This window comes from Yersinia sp. FDAARGOS_228 (assembly GCF_002073315.2).
GTDB classification, from domain to species: Bacteria; Pseudomonadota; Gammaproteobacteria; order Enterobacterales; family Enterobacteriaceae; genus Yersinia; species Yersinia intermedia.
In genome coordinates, this window is the sequence record NZ_CP020409.2 from 3,520,971 (window position 1) to 3,535,130 (window position 14,160).

Sequence of the window (14,160 nt, forward strand, 5' to 3'; positions counted from 1 at the left end):
ATTAACAATACTCTCTCACCAACGCTGCTAGTACCTGTAAACCCATATCAGCCTGCTCCTCTGTTGCATGACTGAAGTTAAGTCGTAACTGGCCACAGCCTTCTGACGGATAGGGCAAGAACGACTCGCCCGGCATAAATGCAATATTTCTTTCGAGTGCTTTAGGCAATAGCTTACGAGTATCAATACAATGATTAAGCGTCAGCCAGAAAAATAGCCCACCAGCAGGTTTCTCCCAAGAGGCAAGAGAACCAAAATGGCGCTGTAAAGAGATCTCAAATGCATCACGACGACTTTTATAATATGCAGCAAGTTCATTCATATGCTCAGCATGATTAGGAGCACGCAACTGTTGTAATACCAGCCATTGACTGATTCGGCTACTGTGCAAATCAGCCGCCTGCTTTAACCGTGTCAGATAGGGAATTAACTCTGGCGAAGCAACAAGATAGCCTAACCGCAGTGCCGGGGATAAACTTTTGGAAAAGGACCCCTGATAAATCCACGGTGCGTGCTGTAATAAGGCGCATACCGGTTTTCGCTCGCACGGATCATAAACCAGGTCATGATAAGGATCGTCTTCAAACAGTGGCAACATAATGTCATCACATGCCTTTGCCAATGTCGCTCGCTGCGTACTATCAAGACAGTGACCACTTGGATTCTGGAACGTTGGAATGCTGTAGGCAAAAGCCGGTTTTTCTGTTTTAAGTTTATCAATATCCGGTTGCGCCGAATCATAGGCTACAAACTGTGCCCCGAAGAAGCGAAATACCTGCAATGCGGCTAAATAAGTGGGCGACTCAACAGCGACAGGTGTTCCTGCATCAATAAATAACTTAGCGACCAGATCAATTCCTTGTTGCGAGCCTGAAATAATCAGTACCTGCTCCTCAGTGCAAGATAAACCGCGCTTACATAAATTCTGCGCAATATCCCTGCGCAATTCTGTTTCCCCTTCACTGGCCCCGTATTGCAACATCGATTGCGGCATTCCTTCCAGATGCAAGTGCGGGAAACTCTCAACCGCAGGCAAGCCGCCAGCAAATGAGATCATCCCAGGCCGTTCAATAACAGAGAGTATTTCCCGTATAGGCGAGGGGTGAAGATCGTGCAGCCGTGAGGAAAATCGATTATTCTGATCCACTACAGTCTTATTCATGGCAGTCCTTCCATAAAGGTCAACACATTTGACCTTTATGGACAGTAAATTGGGCGGCCAATTACGTCAATACCATTGACCTAATTATTTTTTTAATTTGTGATAAAAATCCGATGGCAACCTCCAAAAAAGCCCCACAACAGGAAGACCTATTACTTCATCAAGCCATCGAACAGTTCTATTTTGGTTATCGGAAATTTACTGAACTGCCGGATAAATTACTGGCCCAGCGAGGATTAGGTCGGGTGCACCACCGCATCTTGTACTTTGTCGGACACAATCCTGATATCGCCATCAATGCCTTGTTGGGAATTTTAAAAATCAGTAAACAAGCGCTTAATGCGCCATTAAAACAATTAGTTAAAATGGAGTTAATCACGGTTACCACCGCCGAATATGATCAACGAGTGCGGCAGTTATCTCTCTCCCCTGCCGGTAAAAAGCTTGAATCTCAATTAACAGATACACAAATACAACTGCTACAGCAGGTATTCCAACAGTTGGGAAAAGAAACAGAAACAGCCTGGCTGCAAGTTATGCAATGTCTTAATAAGGATTGAGATTAGCATCAAATTATAAGATGTTCAGTGTGAGTTATACTCTGGTGAGATTAATGGCTAGCATTTAACCAAAGGAATAAAAAGTGATAGACCATACTGGGCTTAATGTAACTAACATATTAATAAGCAAGGATTTTTATAGCGCCATTCTTGCACCTCTCAATTACGAAATACGTCTAAACCTTGGTGATGCTTATGGTTTTGGTGTAAAAATCTCAGCAAATGGGGATGACCCCGGTGGCGACTTTTGGATCATGCAAGGTATTCCTTATACCCCAAGAAGCCATATCGCTTTCCGTGCTGCAAGCAAAAATGAGGTCAATCAATTCTATAGTGCTGCCATGGAAGCTGGTGCAGTATCGAATGGGGAACCAGGCTATCGCCCTCATTACCATGAAAACTACTATGCTGCATTTATTCTCGATCCTGATGGTTACAATATTGAAGCGGTTTACCATGGTAAATAGTCTATAAAGGCTAGATCTAATCAGAATGCCTATTCCCCGATGATATGCTTGGCCTTTGCTCATCAATTTTGATATCCGCCATCGGTGCTAAGCAAAAATCTTAATCGCTATGTCGCATATCGATTATGCTTTTAATATCTGCTAGCATCCCTGTCAGCGCTACCACACAACTTAATTGATTAGAAAACGCGCTCAATCCAGCAATGTCGGGCGTTATGCGCTATTTTATTCGTTACTCTACCGCGATGAGTAATAGTACCACTTTGAATAAGGCTATTCGGGAATTGAAGATAACGTTGATAATAGTCGGTGTGGTTGTGGTCATCGCGGTGATAATCTGGCTCGTCCTTCGCTCAGCCGCTAAAGACGTTGAAGATGATTACTGAATGATGGCCTATGATTATCTTCTGATTTAACCTCATCAGGTTGAAGTATCAAAGCGAAGGTTGTAATCCTTCTATACCCCCCTGAAAAACCATTCAGCAAAGTAATGCTTAAATGCACCCTACATATATAGCTCACCCCGATACCTTGAGTGGGCCCTGCCGTATAAACAATCTGACCAGCCAGTAAACTTGCCGTTATGTGATATGTATCATTTCAAACTCATTGATACTGATCATTTTTTGATCAATCATCTCAGTGCCAAATCCACAGCGCTTTCATGTCTGTCAACCTGCGAGCACGCTATAAGACCCTGTAAAAGGTTATGGATTCGGTTTTTCTTCCGCCACGAAACATCGTACCCACTGGTAACCCGGTGCTAGTGGCGGTCTTTTGCATTTATAATCGAACAATAGTTTCTACGTACCCAACCCATTCCCCACCAGAGTAATCCCCATTAACAGGCCGTGTGACCGTATCATTCCCAACAGATTTTATATTGCTATCGATAGGGCTGACTTAAATAAGTCGCGCTTTATTTCGAACTATCTCGCAGTAGTGTAAATCCAATTTATATTATGAATAAGAAACTAAAGTGATGCTTACATTATTGATATTGCCCACATATCGGTAACTCCGAAAAACTGTCTGGTGGCATTTGGAATATCGTGAACCGCAGACCAGAAAACGCTTTAAGATGGCCCCCCCCCCACTCATGCGCCAAGCCGCCCCTCCACACTGCTGTATCTCCGCCAACAAAATACAGCCTGCGTGCGCAATGTGCACAAAATTGCCGTTCAACAGCAGCACCACTCAGAGTATTTTTTCTCTGTAAGCCTTTAGATGAGAGGCGAGAGATGATTAATAAGCAAAATAACAGCGCCAACAATGTTTTAATTTATATTTTTTTTGTAGGATATTTCACATTTTAACTGTAGGAATCAAAATGTTATATTGTAATAATAATGGTTCATAATTGGCCATCTTTATCATTAAAATATGACCGCGTAAAAAAATAACACCTTACAAAACAAAGAGATTATTTATCCGTAGCGAGTTGCAGTGTTTAAAAAACAGGCCAATACATATTATCACAGACGTTTTCTTATTATCATTTTAGGGAGGGGACAATGAAATACATATTTAGTTTTAAATCTTTCAATTGTTTCGTTATACATTCTATAGATCTATATACTTTATAGTATATAGTTTTTTATTTTGTAAAAACACGTAATAGCATATTTATTTAGAATTTTATATCGCACAATTTGCGTTATCGATCTGATCTTTCGCAAAAATGATGTTTACTTGTATAATCTGTCGCAATGAGTACGAATGGATGGATAAATCGTGTAAGCGTGTAAAAGGTGCGATGTGTGTGATAGCTACGTTAAAAGCTTACTACTGAGACCTATCACCACAATCTCTATATTCAGGAAGTCGGCTATTTATGATTGCTAATTAGCACCTTCCGTTATTGCCCTATTCAGTAACAGATAAAACTTATCTGTTAAATATTCTTATTGCATTGCCTTATTTAACAACCTGACTCGCAGGTTATTCCGCAGGGTGGAGATATGTTTAATTGTACAATAGCAATGACAGATAATTACTTTCGGCACGGCCTGTTGCTCTTGATCAATGAAGCTCTGGCGAAATACCCATTTGAATCGACAGCTATTCTTACGGATAAGTTAAATGAAAAGACCCAAGTGGCGTTTATTGATGCCGATTCTGCCTCTTTTTATTCAGTATTTGTGCAGGCCAGTTACCTTAAGTTGACCTATCCGTTGACTATTTTCATTATTTCCAGTTCAAAAAATGCCTTCTCGCCGTGGGTTGCTTCGCCCAATGCCGTCGCAGGCATCCTGTATAAAACGGACGAAAAAGCTGAGATTAAGCACAAAATCAGACAGGTATTAAACCGGCAAGGCTCTCGGGTGGTTGACCCGTTAACACCATTACGTGAAAGGCCAACACCAGCCACAGCGAATTACTTTACGCCACTTACACCCTGTGAGTCGGTTGTTATTGACCTGCTTAAACAGGGATTTACGGGAAAAGATATTTCCAAAATTCTGGGCAGAAGTGAAAAGACCATCAGTGGTCAGAAACGGTCAGCCATGAAAAAGCTTGGGGTGTGCAGTAATGCAGAGCTTTTCCGTCAAATTCATTGATATTTGCAGTAACGAATGTGGGCTGACGACCCTATCAGTATGCCCCATATGAGCATGGATTGAATGGGAGCACCGACGGCTTCCTACCGCTGTTTATCTAGGTAAGAGCGGACCTGATAACCATGCCAGAAGAAGATTTAATACGCTATCAGGCAGTCCTGAATGGTTGACCACACGAATTTTGGGAGCAGGCAGTCTGGGTAATGTATGCAGGGCAAAGAAAGGCGGCTTAGCTCTGCACTTTAGAATTGAATCCGCCACTTTTAATTAAATTTAATGAATCTTTTAAGGATGAAATATGAATATGAATAAGATGGCGCTGGCTACTATGCTGATGTGTGGTTCTATATCACTGGCAAACGCAGCGACCGGAGGACAGGTTAATTTCGAGGGTTCAATCACTGATACCCCCTGCTCCATACATCCTGACAGTGTAAAACAAACTGTGAAGTTAGGGGCTGTGTCTAAACCTGGCTTAGCTAGCGGTATTAGTGGTCCAGAGCAGAAGTTCAAGATTCAACTATTGAACTGCTCATTCGCGATGTCAACTCCTGCGCCAGGATCCCCGATAGGCAATAATGTAAGTGTAACCTTTACCGGTCCTCAAGGTGGGTACCCAGGTACAGGGGTGACCAACACCTTACTGGGCATCACCGGTTCAGCAAAAGGTGCCAGCATCCAACTTATTGATTATTCCAGTAAACCAGTAATTTTGGGTCAAAAAACCACCCTGCAAGAACTCGCTCAAAGCAGTAACACAGATTTGGAGTTCACCGCCTATCTGAAACCAAATCCAGGTGTAGCGGCCTCAGACATTGTGGAAGGCAACTTTACCTCTACAGTTAACTTCATTATGAATTACGAGTAATTGGCACAGTAGTTTGTAGTTCTTGGCCGTACTGCATCCGAATGGATGTCTATTCTGTTTGCAGTACGGTCAGCTATGGAGCCGTTGTATGTTCTGGAAAATGTCGACTTTAGCCATGATTTCTTCGCTGTGCATGTTAGGTGGAAGTGCCCTATTCAAAAACTGCCAGGCTGGAGAAGTCACGCTATCTGGTTCGATTATTGATGTGCCCTGCTCCATTGATACCGGCAGTTTTGATCAGACACTGGACATGGGAGTCTTATCAACCAAGAGAATCCTCCGTGAGGGTCAGGGGTTTTCCCAGGAATTTACAATAAAACTCATGAACTGCCTTTTATCTCAGATTAATAATCAACTGCCTGAATGGCGTTTTTTCCGAATCACCTTTGATGGTCGAAATGATAATGGAAAATTTGGTATCGAAGGAAATGCTAAAGGGGTGGCAGTACAAATTTCTGATCGTCAAGGGAATATTGCTGTCCCAGGTATCCCTTTACCAATCGGGCAACTCAGTTCCGAGGATATGGCCCTAAAATATAATGTACAACTGGTGAGTAACTCACAGCAACTACAAGTGGGAGGCTATTCCTCGGTTATACGATTCAAAATAGATTATTACTAATACTGAATTTGTTTTATTTCGACACTACCTAATAACTATAAAAGATAGGCGATATTGCCCTGCACGGCAGTCGCGTTCGTAAAACAAATAATGGTTGGATTATTAATTAATATAATTAAAGGTCAACGGATAATGATGATCTCACCCTACTTCTCGTTACCAATCTTTCAGTCTCGATTGTTACGTGGATTCATTTTCCTTGTCTTATGGGGAGGAAACTGTCGGGTGAATGCTGAAGATGTTCAGTTCAATACTGATGTCTTAGATTTAAAAGAAGATACTCAAATCGATCTGGGCCAGTTTTCCCGAAGTGGTTACATTATGCCCGGCGAATACAGTATGGCAGTGCAGATTAATGACGTGAGCTTACCAGAACAGAGCGTACCGTTTTACCCACCGGAAGATGACCCGAAAGGCAGTGAAGCCTGTATTTCTCCCACGCTAGTAGAACAACTCGGGTTTAAAACCTCAATTGTGGCCAATCTGGGTTGGTGGCATCAAGGGCAATGTTTGCTGGTCAGCAGCCTTGAGGGGATGAGTGCACGAGGGGATTTAGCGACATCAACACTTTATATCAGTATTCCGCAGGCCTACCTCGAATATGTTGCGGCTAACTGGGAGCCGCCGTCACGATGGGATAACGGTATCCCTGGCATATTGTTGGATTACAACATCAATGCCCAGTTGCAGCGACAGAATCAACAAGAGGGTAGCCAAAACCAGAACCTGAGCGGTAACGGGGTTCTGGGAAGCAATCTGGGAGCCTGGCGGCTGCGCGCCAATTGGCAGAGCCAACTGGAACATAAGACCGGAACTGGGCAATCAAGCAACAGGAACTGGGATTGGGATTGGGAACGCCTCTACGCATACCGAGCGATCGCGCGGCTGAAAGCACAATTGACGTTAGGTGAGCAATTTCTGGATTTTAATCTTTTTGATAGCTTTCGTTTTACCGGCATTAACCTGACCACAGATGACCGAATGTTACCGCCAAACCTCCGCGGTTATGCACCAGAGGTACGGGGAATTGCTCGCACTAATGCCAAAGTGATTATCAGTCAACAGGGGCGCGTACTGTACGAGGCGTTAGTGGCTGCCGGCCCATTTCGCATTCAGGATCTCAACAGTGCGGTTTCCGGCCAGCTTGATGTGCGCGTGGAAGAGCAAGATGGCACTGTGCAATCTTTCAGCATGAGCACGGCTAACATCCCCTATCTGACCAGAGCTGGGACGTTAAGATACAAACTGGTTGCAGGGCGTCCGTCCAATGCCCAGCACAATATCAATGGCTCAGTTTTTACTGCTGGCGAGTTTTCATGGGGGGTGAGTAACGGCTGGTCACTTTATGGCGGCAGCATGGTGGCAGAAAAATACAACTCACAAGCGTTAGGTATAGGTCGCGATTTGAATATATTCGGTGCGCTGGCATTTGATGCGACCCATTCGCGTGCAAACCTGACTAAACCAAATAATACGCTCTCAGGGAATTCGTATCGCCTCAGCTATTCGAAACGCTTTGATGATTACAACAGTGAAGTGGCATTTGCCGGATATCGCTTTTCACAAGAGGGTTTTATGAGCATGTCTGAGTTTCTGGATATGCGTAATTCCGGTGGCATTCGGTCGAAGAACAGTAAAGAAATGTACACGGTGTCACTAACCAAACAGTTTATAGAATCAGGGGTGAGTGCTTACCTGAACTATGAACATCAGACGTATTGGGATCGTGCTGACAACGACCGCTATAGCCTGTCTTTGGCACGCTATTTTGATATAGGACGTTTCAAAAACATTAGTTTGTCACTTAACGCCTACCGTAATCAATACAACAATGCCAATGACGATGGCGCGTTTATATCACTCGCCCTGCCGTGGGGAAATGGCGATTCGATAAGTTACAGCAGTACGTACTCTAAAGAAAATAACGACCACCGCGTGAGCTATTTTGGCCAAATTAATGAAGAAGACAATTATCAGCTCAGTAGTGGTGGCGACCGTAATGGCGTGAAACTGGCAGGATTCTATAACCACTATGGAGATAGTGCGTTGATGAGTGCCAGTGCCAGCTACTCACAAGGACTTTACACCTCATTGGGCATGTCGTTGCAAGGGGGGGCAACCATGACAGCGCAAGGTGGTGCTTTACACCGCGTCGGTTCTATGGGGGGGGCTCGCTTGCTGTTGGATACCGATGGTGTCCCGAATGTTCCTATTTATGGTAACAGCGTCGGCCGTACTCGAAGTAACTATTTCGGCAAGGCGGTAGTGGCCGATATGACCAGTTACTACCGTGACAATGTCAACATTGACCTGAATCGGCTATCGGACGATACCGAAGTCGTCAGTTCAGTGGTCCAGGCCACCCTGACCGAAGGCGCTATCGGTTATCGTCGCTTTGACGTCGCCTCCGGTGAGAAAATTATGGCACTGATCCGTTTAGCTGATGGTTCGTCACCCCCATTTGGTGCAACCGTGGTTAACCGGAAAGAGAAAACGACCGGCATGGTAGGTGATGGGGGGAGCACGTATCTGAGTGGGGTCTTGCTTGGGGATGAACTGACCGTTTATTGGAGTGGTAGCGCCCAGTGCGTCATTTCGTTACCGCAAACATTACCCAACAACGCCATGGCGGAGCTATTGCTGCCTTGCCATCAGATGAAAGAAAGCAAGCCATCTTAATCATGCTGTGAAAGGGATGGTGTCATTCCCGTACATAGCACAGATGGGTTATTGAAAACGTTACTAATGAGAAAAATGATGAAAATGCATGTAGGTGTCATATCAACGTTGAGTGTACTGATTTATGCAGTGGCGTCACAGTCAGCACTGGCAGCCATAGCACTCGATCGGACACGGGTAGTTTTTAATGGCGGCGATAAATCTGTCAGCCTCAACGTCAGCAACGACAATAAACAGTACCCCTATCTGGCACAAGGGTGGATTGAAAATGCAGAAGGTCAAAAGATAAAAAGTCCATTGATGGTACTGCCACCGTTGCAACGGATTGAACCTGGAGCAAAGAGTCAAATAAAGGTTCAGTCACTGCCAGCCGTCGCACAATTGCCGCAGGATAGAGAGTCCGTGTTTTACTTCAACTTACGTGAAGTCCCGCCACGTAGTGAGGAGGGAAATACACTGCAAATTGCCCTGCAAACGCGTATCAAATTGTTCTACCGCCCAAAAGCCATTGAAGTTACCACAGCAAACCAAGCTAATCCTTGGCAAGAGCAGGTAACGCTGACGCGGATTGGAGATAGGTATCAGGTCAATAATCCCACACCTTACTATGTAACGATCGTCGATGCCGCCGCCAAAAAAGGTGCGGGGAGTATAAAAGGTTTCGAGCCATTGATGGTTGCACCCAAAGATAGTGGGACGCTTAACATCAGTGCAAATACGCTGGGCTCAGCCCCAGTGCTGACTTATGTCAATGATTACGGTGGCAGACCAGCGCTTACATTCAGTTGCCCTTCGACGACTTGTCATGTGATACCAGAAAAGCGCAGTTAATAATGCGGAAATATTCCGTATTGCAAGGAGAGAGTATGCAAATGACATTCCTCGCATTACCCGCGCGATGGTGGGGATTAAAAGGATACGCTGCAAAAGCGGTAAACCTAAGGGTAATCCCTATCCGAATTTTATGGGTGTACCTCTCTCTATTACAGCCAGTACAGGCAGCAAGCACAGACATAAAACCACTGATTGTGACGGCGAATATCCTGGGGGGAGTACCCTGTACGATTGACGTCAGTAAGGTCAACCCACTGGATTTGGGTGAAATGGTCACGACTCAAGTCAACGGGATTAGCGGAAAAATGCTGATCCCTTATGAAGTGAAATGCACGACCCCGACCAACCTGAAGATGACCATCCTCACCAGCAGTGCTGCAACATGGTACGGAAACGGCACATTAGCGACGGTTGGATTAAATAATCAAAACTTGGGTATCCAGTTGTTGAAGGAAGGCGGTACAGCCGTGGTTTTTAATGATGCCATGCCGTTTAACTCTTCGACGCCACCGAAATTGTATGCTGTGCCGGTAAAACGCACCGGTTCTTCGTTGAGTGCAGCCGTTTTTTACTCTGCCAGTGCAACGATGAGAGTTGAATTCCCTTAGGAAGATATTAACAACGGGAGCATGTTTGCAATGAAACAATACACCATAGTACTGACATTACTTTTTTCGGGTGCAATCAGTCATTCCGCACATGCGGTTGATGCCGCAATGTCTTTCACCGGGAACCTAGTGGAAGCTCCATGTGTGATTAATAACGGGGGGCCAATTACCGTAGCTTTTGGCAACGTCGTGACGACCCAGGTCGATGGAACCTATAAAAGAATGGAGGTGCCATACACACTGACTTGTCAGGCCTCCATTCCGATCAATATGAAGATTTCGGGAACCGCAACAAGTTTTACGTCCTCTGGAACCCTACAAACCTCGGTGAGTGATTTAGGTATTCAACTGCAACTAGGGTCAACACCCATTACCTTAAACACCGCCTGGTCATTTAATCCTGCGGGAACTAAACCGGCACTCTATGCAGTACCGGTAAAAAAGCCAGCAAGCACATTAGCAGCTCAGGCTTTTACAGCATCAGCAACGATGTCAATTGATTATCCATAAAGGGGGCATGCTGCAATGAGGTTACATTCTTTTAAACCTGCTTTATTGCTCGCGGGCACTCTCATCTGCAGCAGTTCGGTATTTGCGGCCAATATGGCATTTTCCGGTGAGTTAATTGAGCCTGCCTGCTCCCTTGATAAAGACACCATCCCGGTCAATATGGGTATGACATATACACAATATCTGTATAAATATCAGAGGACGGTAGGCACGCCATTTGAGCTACTTTTAAAATCTTGCGATCTTACCCATACCAATAAGGTGAAAATAACATTTGATGGTGTGCGTAATGCAAATTTACCCACATTCTTGATTGTCTATGGCTCAACGGTTCGCGGCGTAGCAATTGGCCTGGAGACACCTAGCGGGCAAGCATTAACGTTGGGAAGTAGTGAAAATTATGCCCTGCTAGCAGGAAATAATGTACTTAAGCTGAATGCCTATCTTCAGGGAGAACCTAATGCGCTGCTTAACCAGACTATCAGTCCGGGATCATTCACGTCCACAGCCACGTTTACCCTTGAATACTTCTAGCCGGTTATAACAGAAGAATAATGCGCGGTGCTCAAGAGTTGCAGGCATAGATAATAATATTCTGACTCTTAAAATGAATACCTGGAACCAACTGTTTACAGGTTAATTAATTAACAGATCTTATCTTTCACGATAATTAACTGGTGGAACGATGACTATATTTTCATCCTTAAAAATGCCAATTTTTTTGCATATATTTATCACTTTTTGGCTGGTATTTACCTCGAACTGCCAAGCGTCATATATGTTAGGTTTTATCAGTTCCAGCGTCTCTAATGGGGTTGTGGTATTTAAATACGCCGCATCAACTACATTACCAGTGCTGTGTATGGGTGATGGTTCCCCGACAAACCCTGGTGGATCATGGGATATTGGTTATCCAGGATATGGCTACCCAGGGCCAAACTCATACGCACAATGTACCTGGAATGGTTGGCAGTATAGTAGCCAATGGCTGATGGACATTGTAGAACTGAGAGTACCACTCGGTCTGGTTAGGGAGAACGTATGCCCTACGGTAAGGTATCTGGATTACGGAATATTAAATGAATATAATTTGGCTTGCCAAACGCCCCCGATAGTTCAACCGCTGAGTTGTAATTTCGGTTCAACCTCAAGTTTTATTATTGCCCACGGGGATGTATCTATTACTGATATCAAAAATAACGCTAACAATGCCATAAAAACGATCACAGGCAACATTGTTTGTACCGGAAGTGGGAGTGGTACAGTCAATTTATCCGTGCCTAACACTGGTTTCCTCAGTCTTGCCACTGACTCGGGGGGGACTTTACGCACTATGCTGGCACTCAACGGTACGTTGGGGAGTAATCAGGTAAATGTCACCACGGGCACAACAAACTTTGAGATCCGCAGTATATTGAATATTGTAAATAACTACACATCATCTGGTGCGGTCTCTGGCTCTACCACGCTAACGCTGTCGCTCCCCTAAGGTACAGGGATTGAACTCGGGATCTATCGTTGTCCTCAGTAAGAGATCTGTCTGGTGTACACTGTTTCCCTGATTTAAGGCTGCTTTCAGCGAAAATATTTTTCCTGTGTTGCTCTTCGAAACAGGGCTTAAGGACAAGTTTATGACAAGAATGCAGTCGAAGAGAAAACTAATAGTGATATCCGGCCAGCCCTCACGTCGTAGTATTATGTATACCCAAGGAGCCAATGCACTCGCCTGTCGGTGATCTCGCGGATACGCAGTCACAGGGCGCTGTTCTCCGCTTAACTGACTGGTAGCATGCTGAATTTGGGCAGATTCTAAGCGCAAAAAACTGCCACTGGCTGGCAACATACCATACCTGCAAATCCCTGATCCTAGCCAGCGTCAGCGCTTTTGACATTACATCCTACAGCATGCTCTTGTCGAGGCGCAGGTCTGCGACCAGTGCCCTCGGTCGCAGATGCTTAGATTTAGCCGCCGATGCGTATTCTTAGTTAACTATTTAATCAAATACGCCGTTTATAACGGATGCAACAATGGCCGTGCTTAATGCAATAAGCACTAAGTCATTACCAGCAATACGCCACTCATACCCTGGATAAGAAGGTAGTTGTTCCAGTAAAGATGCAGGAACTGCTTTTTTAGCAATACCGGGAGGAAGTGGCTTACCACGGGCTAAATTTTTAGCGATGCCCGGAGGTAATGATTGATACCCAGTTAACCCGTAATTAACAGCCAATGGACGTATGCGGTCATAGGTTACATTCACTGACACCAAATTATCACGCCCTGTCTTAGCTTTACTCCCCTTATTAGCGGGACCATCGCCCCCACTATTACCGTGATTCCCGTGATTCCCGCCGCTGTTTCCGTGCCCACCACCATTCCCGTTCCCATTGCCGGGGTTAGCCATGGAAGGGGCTGAAGATAGCGATAGAGAAGCAATCAGCGCTAATGCAATAACAGACAAACGTTGCTTAAACATTCTTTACTACCTTCAATGGTCATCAGATATAGCTTAAATCTAGTCAATACTATCTATATAAGCTATATGGAATGGTCCTATTTTAAAATAGTATAGCTACCAATAGAACTGAGGTAGTTCATTATATCCCCTTGGTGTTCAGCCGCCCGCTAATGACCTCATCGAATCACCCCTTACAGATTCCGCAATTCACGTTTCGCAGCTAGCGTGCAGTCAAAAGCCGCCTTACTTGGCGGCTATGCTATTCAAGAGAGCGTTAAGAGTTCAGTGTCACGTTAAAATCATTATAGCGTTATCACTTCAGTTGCTTAACAAAACGCTTTCGGACTTCTTTAAAGCCATTAGATTCATAGAATTTATGAGCTTTCGTTCTAACTTCGCTACTCGAAAGTTCAATATGCGTACACATTTTATCTTTTGCAATAGACTCTACTTCAGTAAGAAGTCTCTGGCCAATCCGCTTCCCACGGTATGCTTCATCGATTACCAGCGCAGAAATTACGCCCCAAAGACCCTCTTCATGAACAGGTATAATGAAGTTAATAACAATCACACCGCATATATTTTTACCAGATACAGCAACTAACGTGCATCGATTATCGCTTTCCCTCTTAAGTTGGGATTCAAGATTTTCACATTTTGTTTGATACCCTAACTGTAGGAAAAGATCCTGTAACAGTGTTGCATCACTCACTATTGCTACTCTGATAGAAATCATATCACCCAACCTTTATTTATTGATTCACATACATATTCAGGAAACTTTGAATATCTCTGGCGGTAATAAAATCAATGAGTATCAGTTCTGCGGA

General features: G+C 44.4%; 14 protein-coding genes. 11 read left to right on the plus strand and 3 right to left on the minus strand.

The genetic code is table 11. The features are described from left to right. Position 1: 1 nt before the first annotated feature. Positions 2–1,162: a PLP-dependent aminotransferase family protein gene (locus A6J67_RS16230; RefSeq protein ID WP_032906250.1), complete on the minus strand. Its 1,161-nt coding sequence runs from the start codon at positions 1,160–1,162 to the stop codon at positions 2–4. Between the two features lie 113 nt (positions 1,163–1,275). Here A6J67_RS16230 and A6J67_RS16235 point away from each other — a divergent pair, with 113 nt between their 5' ends. The 11 genes from A6J67_RS16235 to A6J67_RS16285 all read left to right on the plus strand — a co-directional run bounded on the left by A6J67_RS16235 (position 1,276) and on the right by A6J67_RS16285 (position 12,360). Beyond that, positions 1,276–1,722, plus strand: a complete 447-nt coding sequence (locus tag A6J67_RS16235) for a MarR family winged helix-turn-helix transcriptional regulator (RefSeq protein ID WP_042569640.1) — start codon at positions 1,276–1,278, stop codon at positions 1,720–1,722. Between the two features lie 83 nt (positions 1,723–1,805). Next, complete coding sequence (locus tag A6J67_RS16240; protein WP_032906248.1) at positions 1,806–2,189, plus strand: VOC family protein; 384 nt, start codon at positions 1,806–1,808, stop codon at positions 2,187–2,189. Positions 2,190–4,150: 1,961 nt separating this feature from the next. Next, a complete protein-coding gene (locus A6J67_RS16245) occupies positions 4,151–4,750 on the plus strand; it encodes a LuxR C-terminal-related transcriptional regulator (protein ID WP_080608259.1) in 600 nt (199 codons plus the stop codon). Between the two features lie 298 nt (positions 4,751–5,048). Further along, positions 5,049–5,618, plus strand: a complete 570-nt coding sequence (locus A6J67_RS16250) for a fimbrial protein (protein ID WP_032906247.1) — start codon at positions 5,049–5,051, stop codon at positions 5,616–5,618. Positions 5,619–5,706: 88 nt separating this feature from the next. Continuing rightward, positions 5,707–6,240, plus strand: a complete 534-nt coding sequence (locus A6J67_RS16255; RefSeq protein WP_005184885.1) for a fimbrial protein — start codon at positions 5,707–5,709, stop codon at positions 6,238–6,240. A gap of 132 nt (positions 6,241–6,372) precedes the next feature. After that, positions 6,373–8,919 carry an outer membrane usher protein gene (locus A6J67_RS16260; protein ID WP_050297486.1) on the plus strand — a complete coding sequence of 849 codons (2,547 nt, stop codon included), beginning with the start codon at positions 6,373–6,375 and terminating at the stop codon, positions 8,917–8,919. Between the two features lie 78 nt (positions 8,920–8,997). After that, the gene (locus tag A6J67_RS16265) at positions 8,998–9,750 is read left to right on the plus strand and encodes a fimbria/pilus periplasmic chaperone (RefSeq protein WP_050089194.1); all 753 of its coding nucleotides are present in this window, start codon (positions 8,998–9,000) and stop codon (positions 9,748–9,750) included. 35 nt (positions 9,751–9,785) lie between these two features. Next, the gene (locus A6J67_RS16270; protein WP_050297487.1) at positions 9,786–10,361 is read left to right on the plus strand and encodes a fimbrial protein; all 576 of its coding nucleotides are present in this window, start codon (positions 9,786–9,788) and stop codon (positions 10,359–10,361) included. A gap of 30 nt (positions 10,362–10,391) precedes the next feature. Then, positions 10,392–10,871: a fimbrial protein gene (locus A6J67_RS16275; protein ID WP_050089199.1), complete on the plus strand. Its 480-nt coding sequence runs from the start codon at positions 10,392–10,394 to the stop codon at positions 10,869–10,871. Between the two features lie 15 nt (positions 10,872–10,886). Then, positions 10,887–11,405 carry a fimbrial protein gene (locus A6J67_RS16280; protein WP_050297488.1) on the plus strand — a complete coding sequence of 173 codons (519 nt, stop codon included), beginning with the start codon at positions 10,887–10,889 and terminating at the stop codon, positions 11,403–11,405. Positions 11,406–11,649: 244 nt separating this feature from the next. Beyond that, positions 11,650–12,360 carry a hypothetical protein gene (locus tag A6J67_RS16285; RefSeq protein WP_125461926.1) on the plus strand — a complete coding sequence of 237 codons (711 nt, stop codon included), beginning with the start codon at positions 11,650–11,652 and terminating at the stop codon, positions 12,358–12,360. 505 nt (positions 12,361–12,865) lie between these two features. On the opposite strand, the gene A6J67_RS16290 is transcribed toward A6J67_RS16285, so the two are convergent. Together A6J67_RS16290 and A6J67_RS16295 are read right to left on the minus strand one after the other, a co-directional pair. After that, positions 12,866–13,348: an anti-virulence regulator CigR family protein gene (locus A6J67_RS16290; protein WP_050287928.1), complete on the minus strand. Its 483-nt coding sequence runs from the start codon at positions 13,346–13,348 to the stop codon at positions 12,866–12,868. Between the two features lie 295 nt (positions 13,349–13,643). Next, the gene (locus A6J67_RS16295) at positions 13,644–14,066 is read right to left on the minus strand and encodes a GNAT family N-acetyltransferase (protein WP_050072703.1); all 423 of its coding nucleotides are present in this window, start codon (positions 14,064–14,066) and stop codon (positions 13,644–13,646) included. Between the last annotated feature and the right edge of the window lie 94 nt (positions 14,067–14,160).

What these genes read in the sequence shown, in the direction of transcription:
- A6J67_RS16230 (WP_032906250.1), bottom strand. Translation starts at nt 1,162, where the DNA reads ATGAATAAGACTGTAGTGGATCAGAATAATCGATTTTCCTCACGGCTG.
- A6J67_RS16235 (WP_042569640.1), top strand. Translation starts at nt 1,276, where the DNA reads ATGGCAACCTCCAAAAAAGCCCCACAACAGGAAGACCTATTACTTCAT.
- A6J67_RS16245 (WP_080608259.1), top strand. Translation starts at nt 4,151, where the DNA reads ATGTTTAATTGTACAATAGCAATGACAGATAATTACTTTCGGCACGGC.
- A6J67_RS16250 (WP_032906247.1), top strand. Translation starts at nt 5,049, where the DNA reads ATGAATATGAATAAGATGGCGCTGGCTACTATGCTGATGTGTGGTTCT.
- A6J67_RS16255 (WP_005184885.1), top strand. Translation starts at nt 5,707, where the DNA reads ATGTTCTGGAAAATGTCGACTTTAGCCATGATTTCTTCGCTGTGCATG.
- A6J67_RS16260 (WP_050297486.1), top strand. Translation starts at nt 6,373, where the DNA reads ATGATGATCTCACCCTACTTCTCGTTACCAATCTTTCAGTCTCGATTG.
- A6J67_RS16265 (WP_050089194.1), top strand. Translation starts at nt 8,998, where the DNA reads ATGAAAATGCATGTAGGTGTCATATCAACGTTGAGTGTACTGATTTAT.
- A6J67_RS16270 (WP_050297487.1), top strand. Translation starts at nt 9,786, where the DNA reads ATGCAAATGACATTCCTCGCATTACCCGCGCGATGGTGGGGATTAAAA.
- A6J67_RS16275 (WP_050089199.1), top strand. Translation starts at nt 10,392, where the DNA reads ATGAAACAATACACCATAGTACTGACATTACTTTTTTCGGGTGCAATC.
- A6J67_RS16280 (WP_050297488.1), top strand. Translation starts at nt 10,887, where the DNA reads ATGAGGTTACATTCTTTTAAACCTGCTTTATTGCTCGCGGGCACTCTC.
- A6J67_RS16285 (WP_125461926.1), top strand. Translation starts at nt 11,650, where the DNA reads ATGTTAGGTTTTATCAGTTCCAGCGTCTCTAATGGGGTTGTGGTATTT.
- A6J67_RS16290 (WP_050287928.1), bottom strand. Translation starts at nt 13,348, where the DNA reads ATGTTTAAGCAACGTTTGTCTGTTATTGCATTAGCGCTGATTGCTTCT.
- A6J67_RS16295 (WP_050072703.1), bottom strand. Translation starts at nt 14,066, where the DNA reads ATGATTTCTATCAGAGTAGCAATAGTGAGTGATGCAACACTGTTACAG.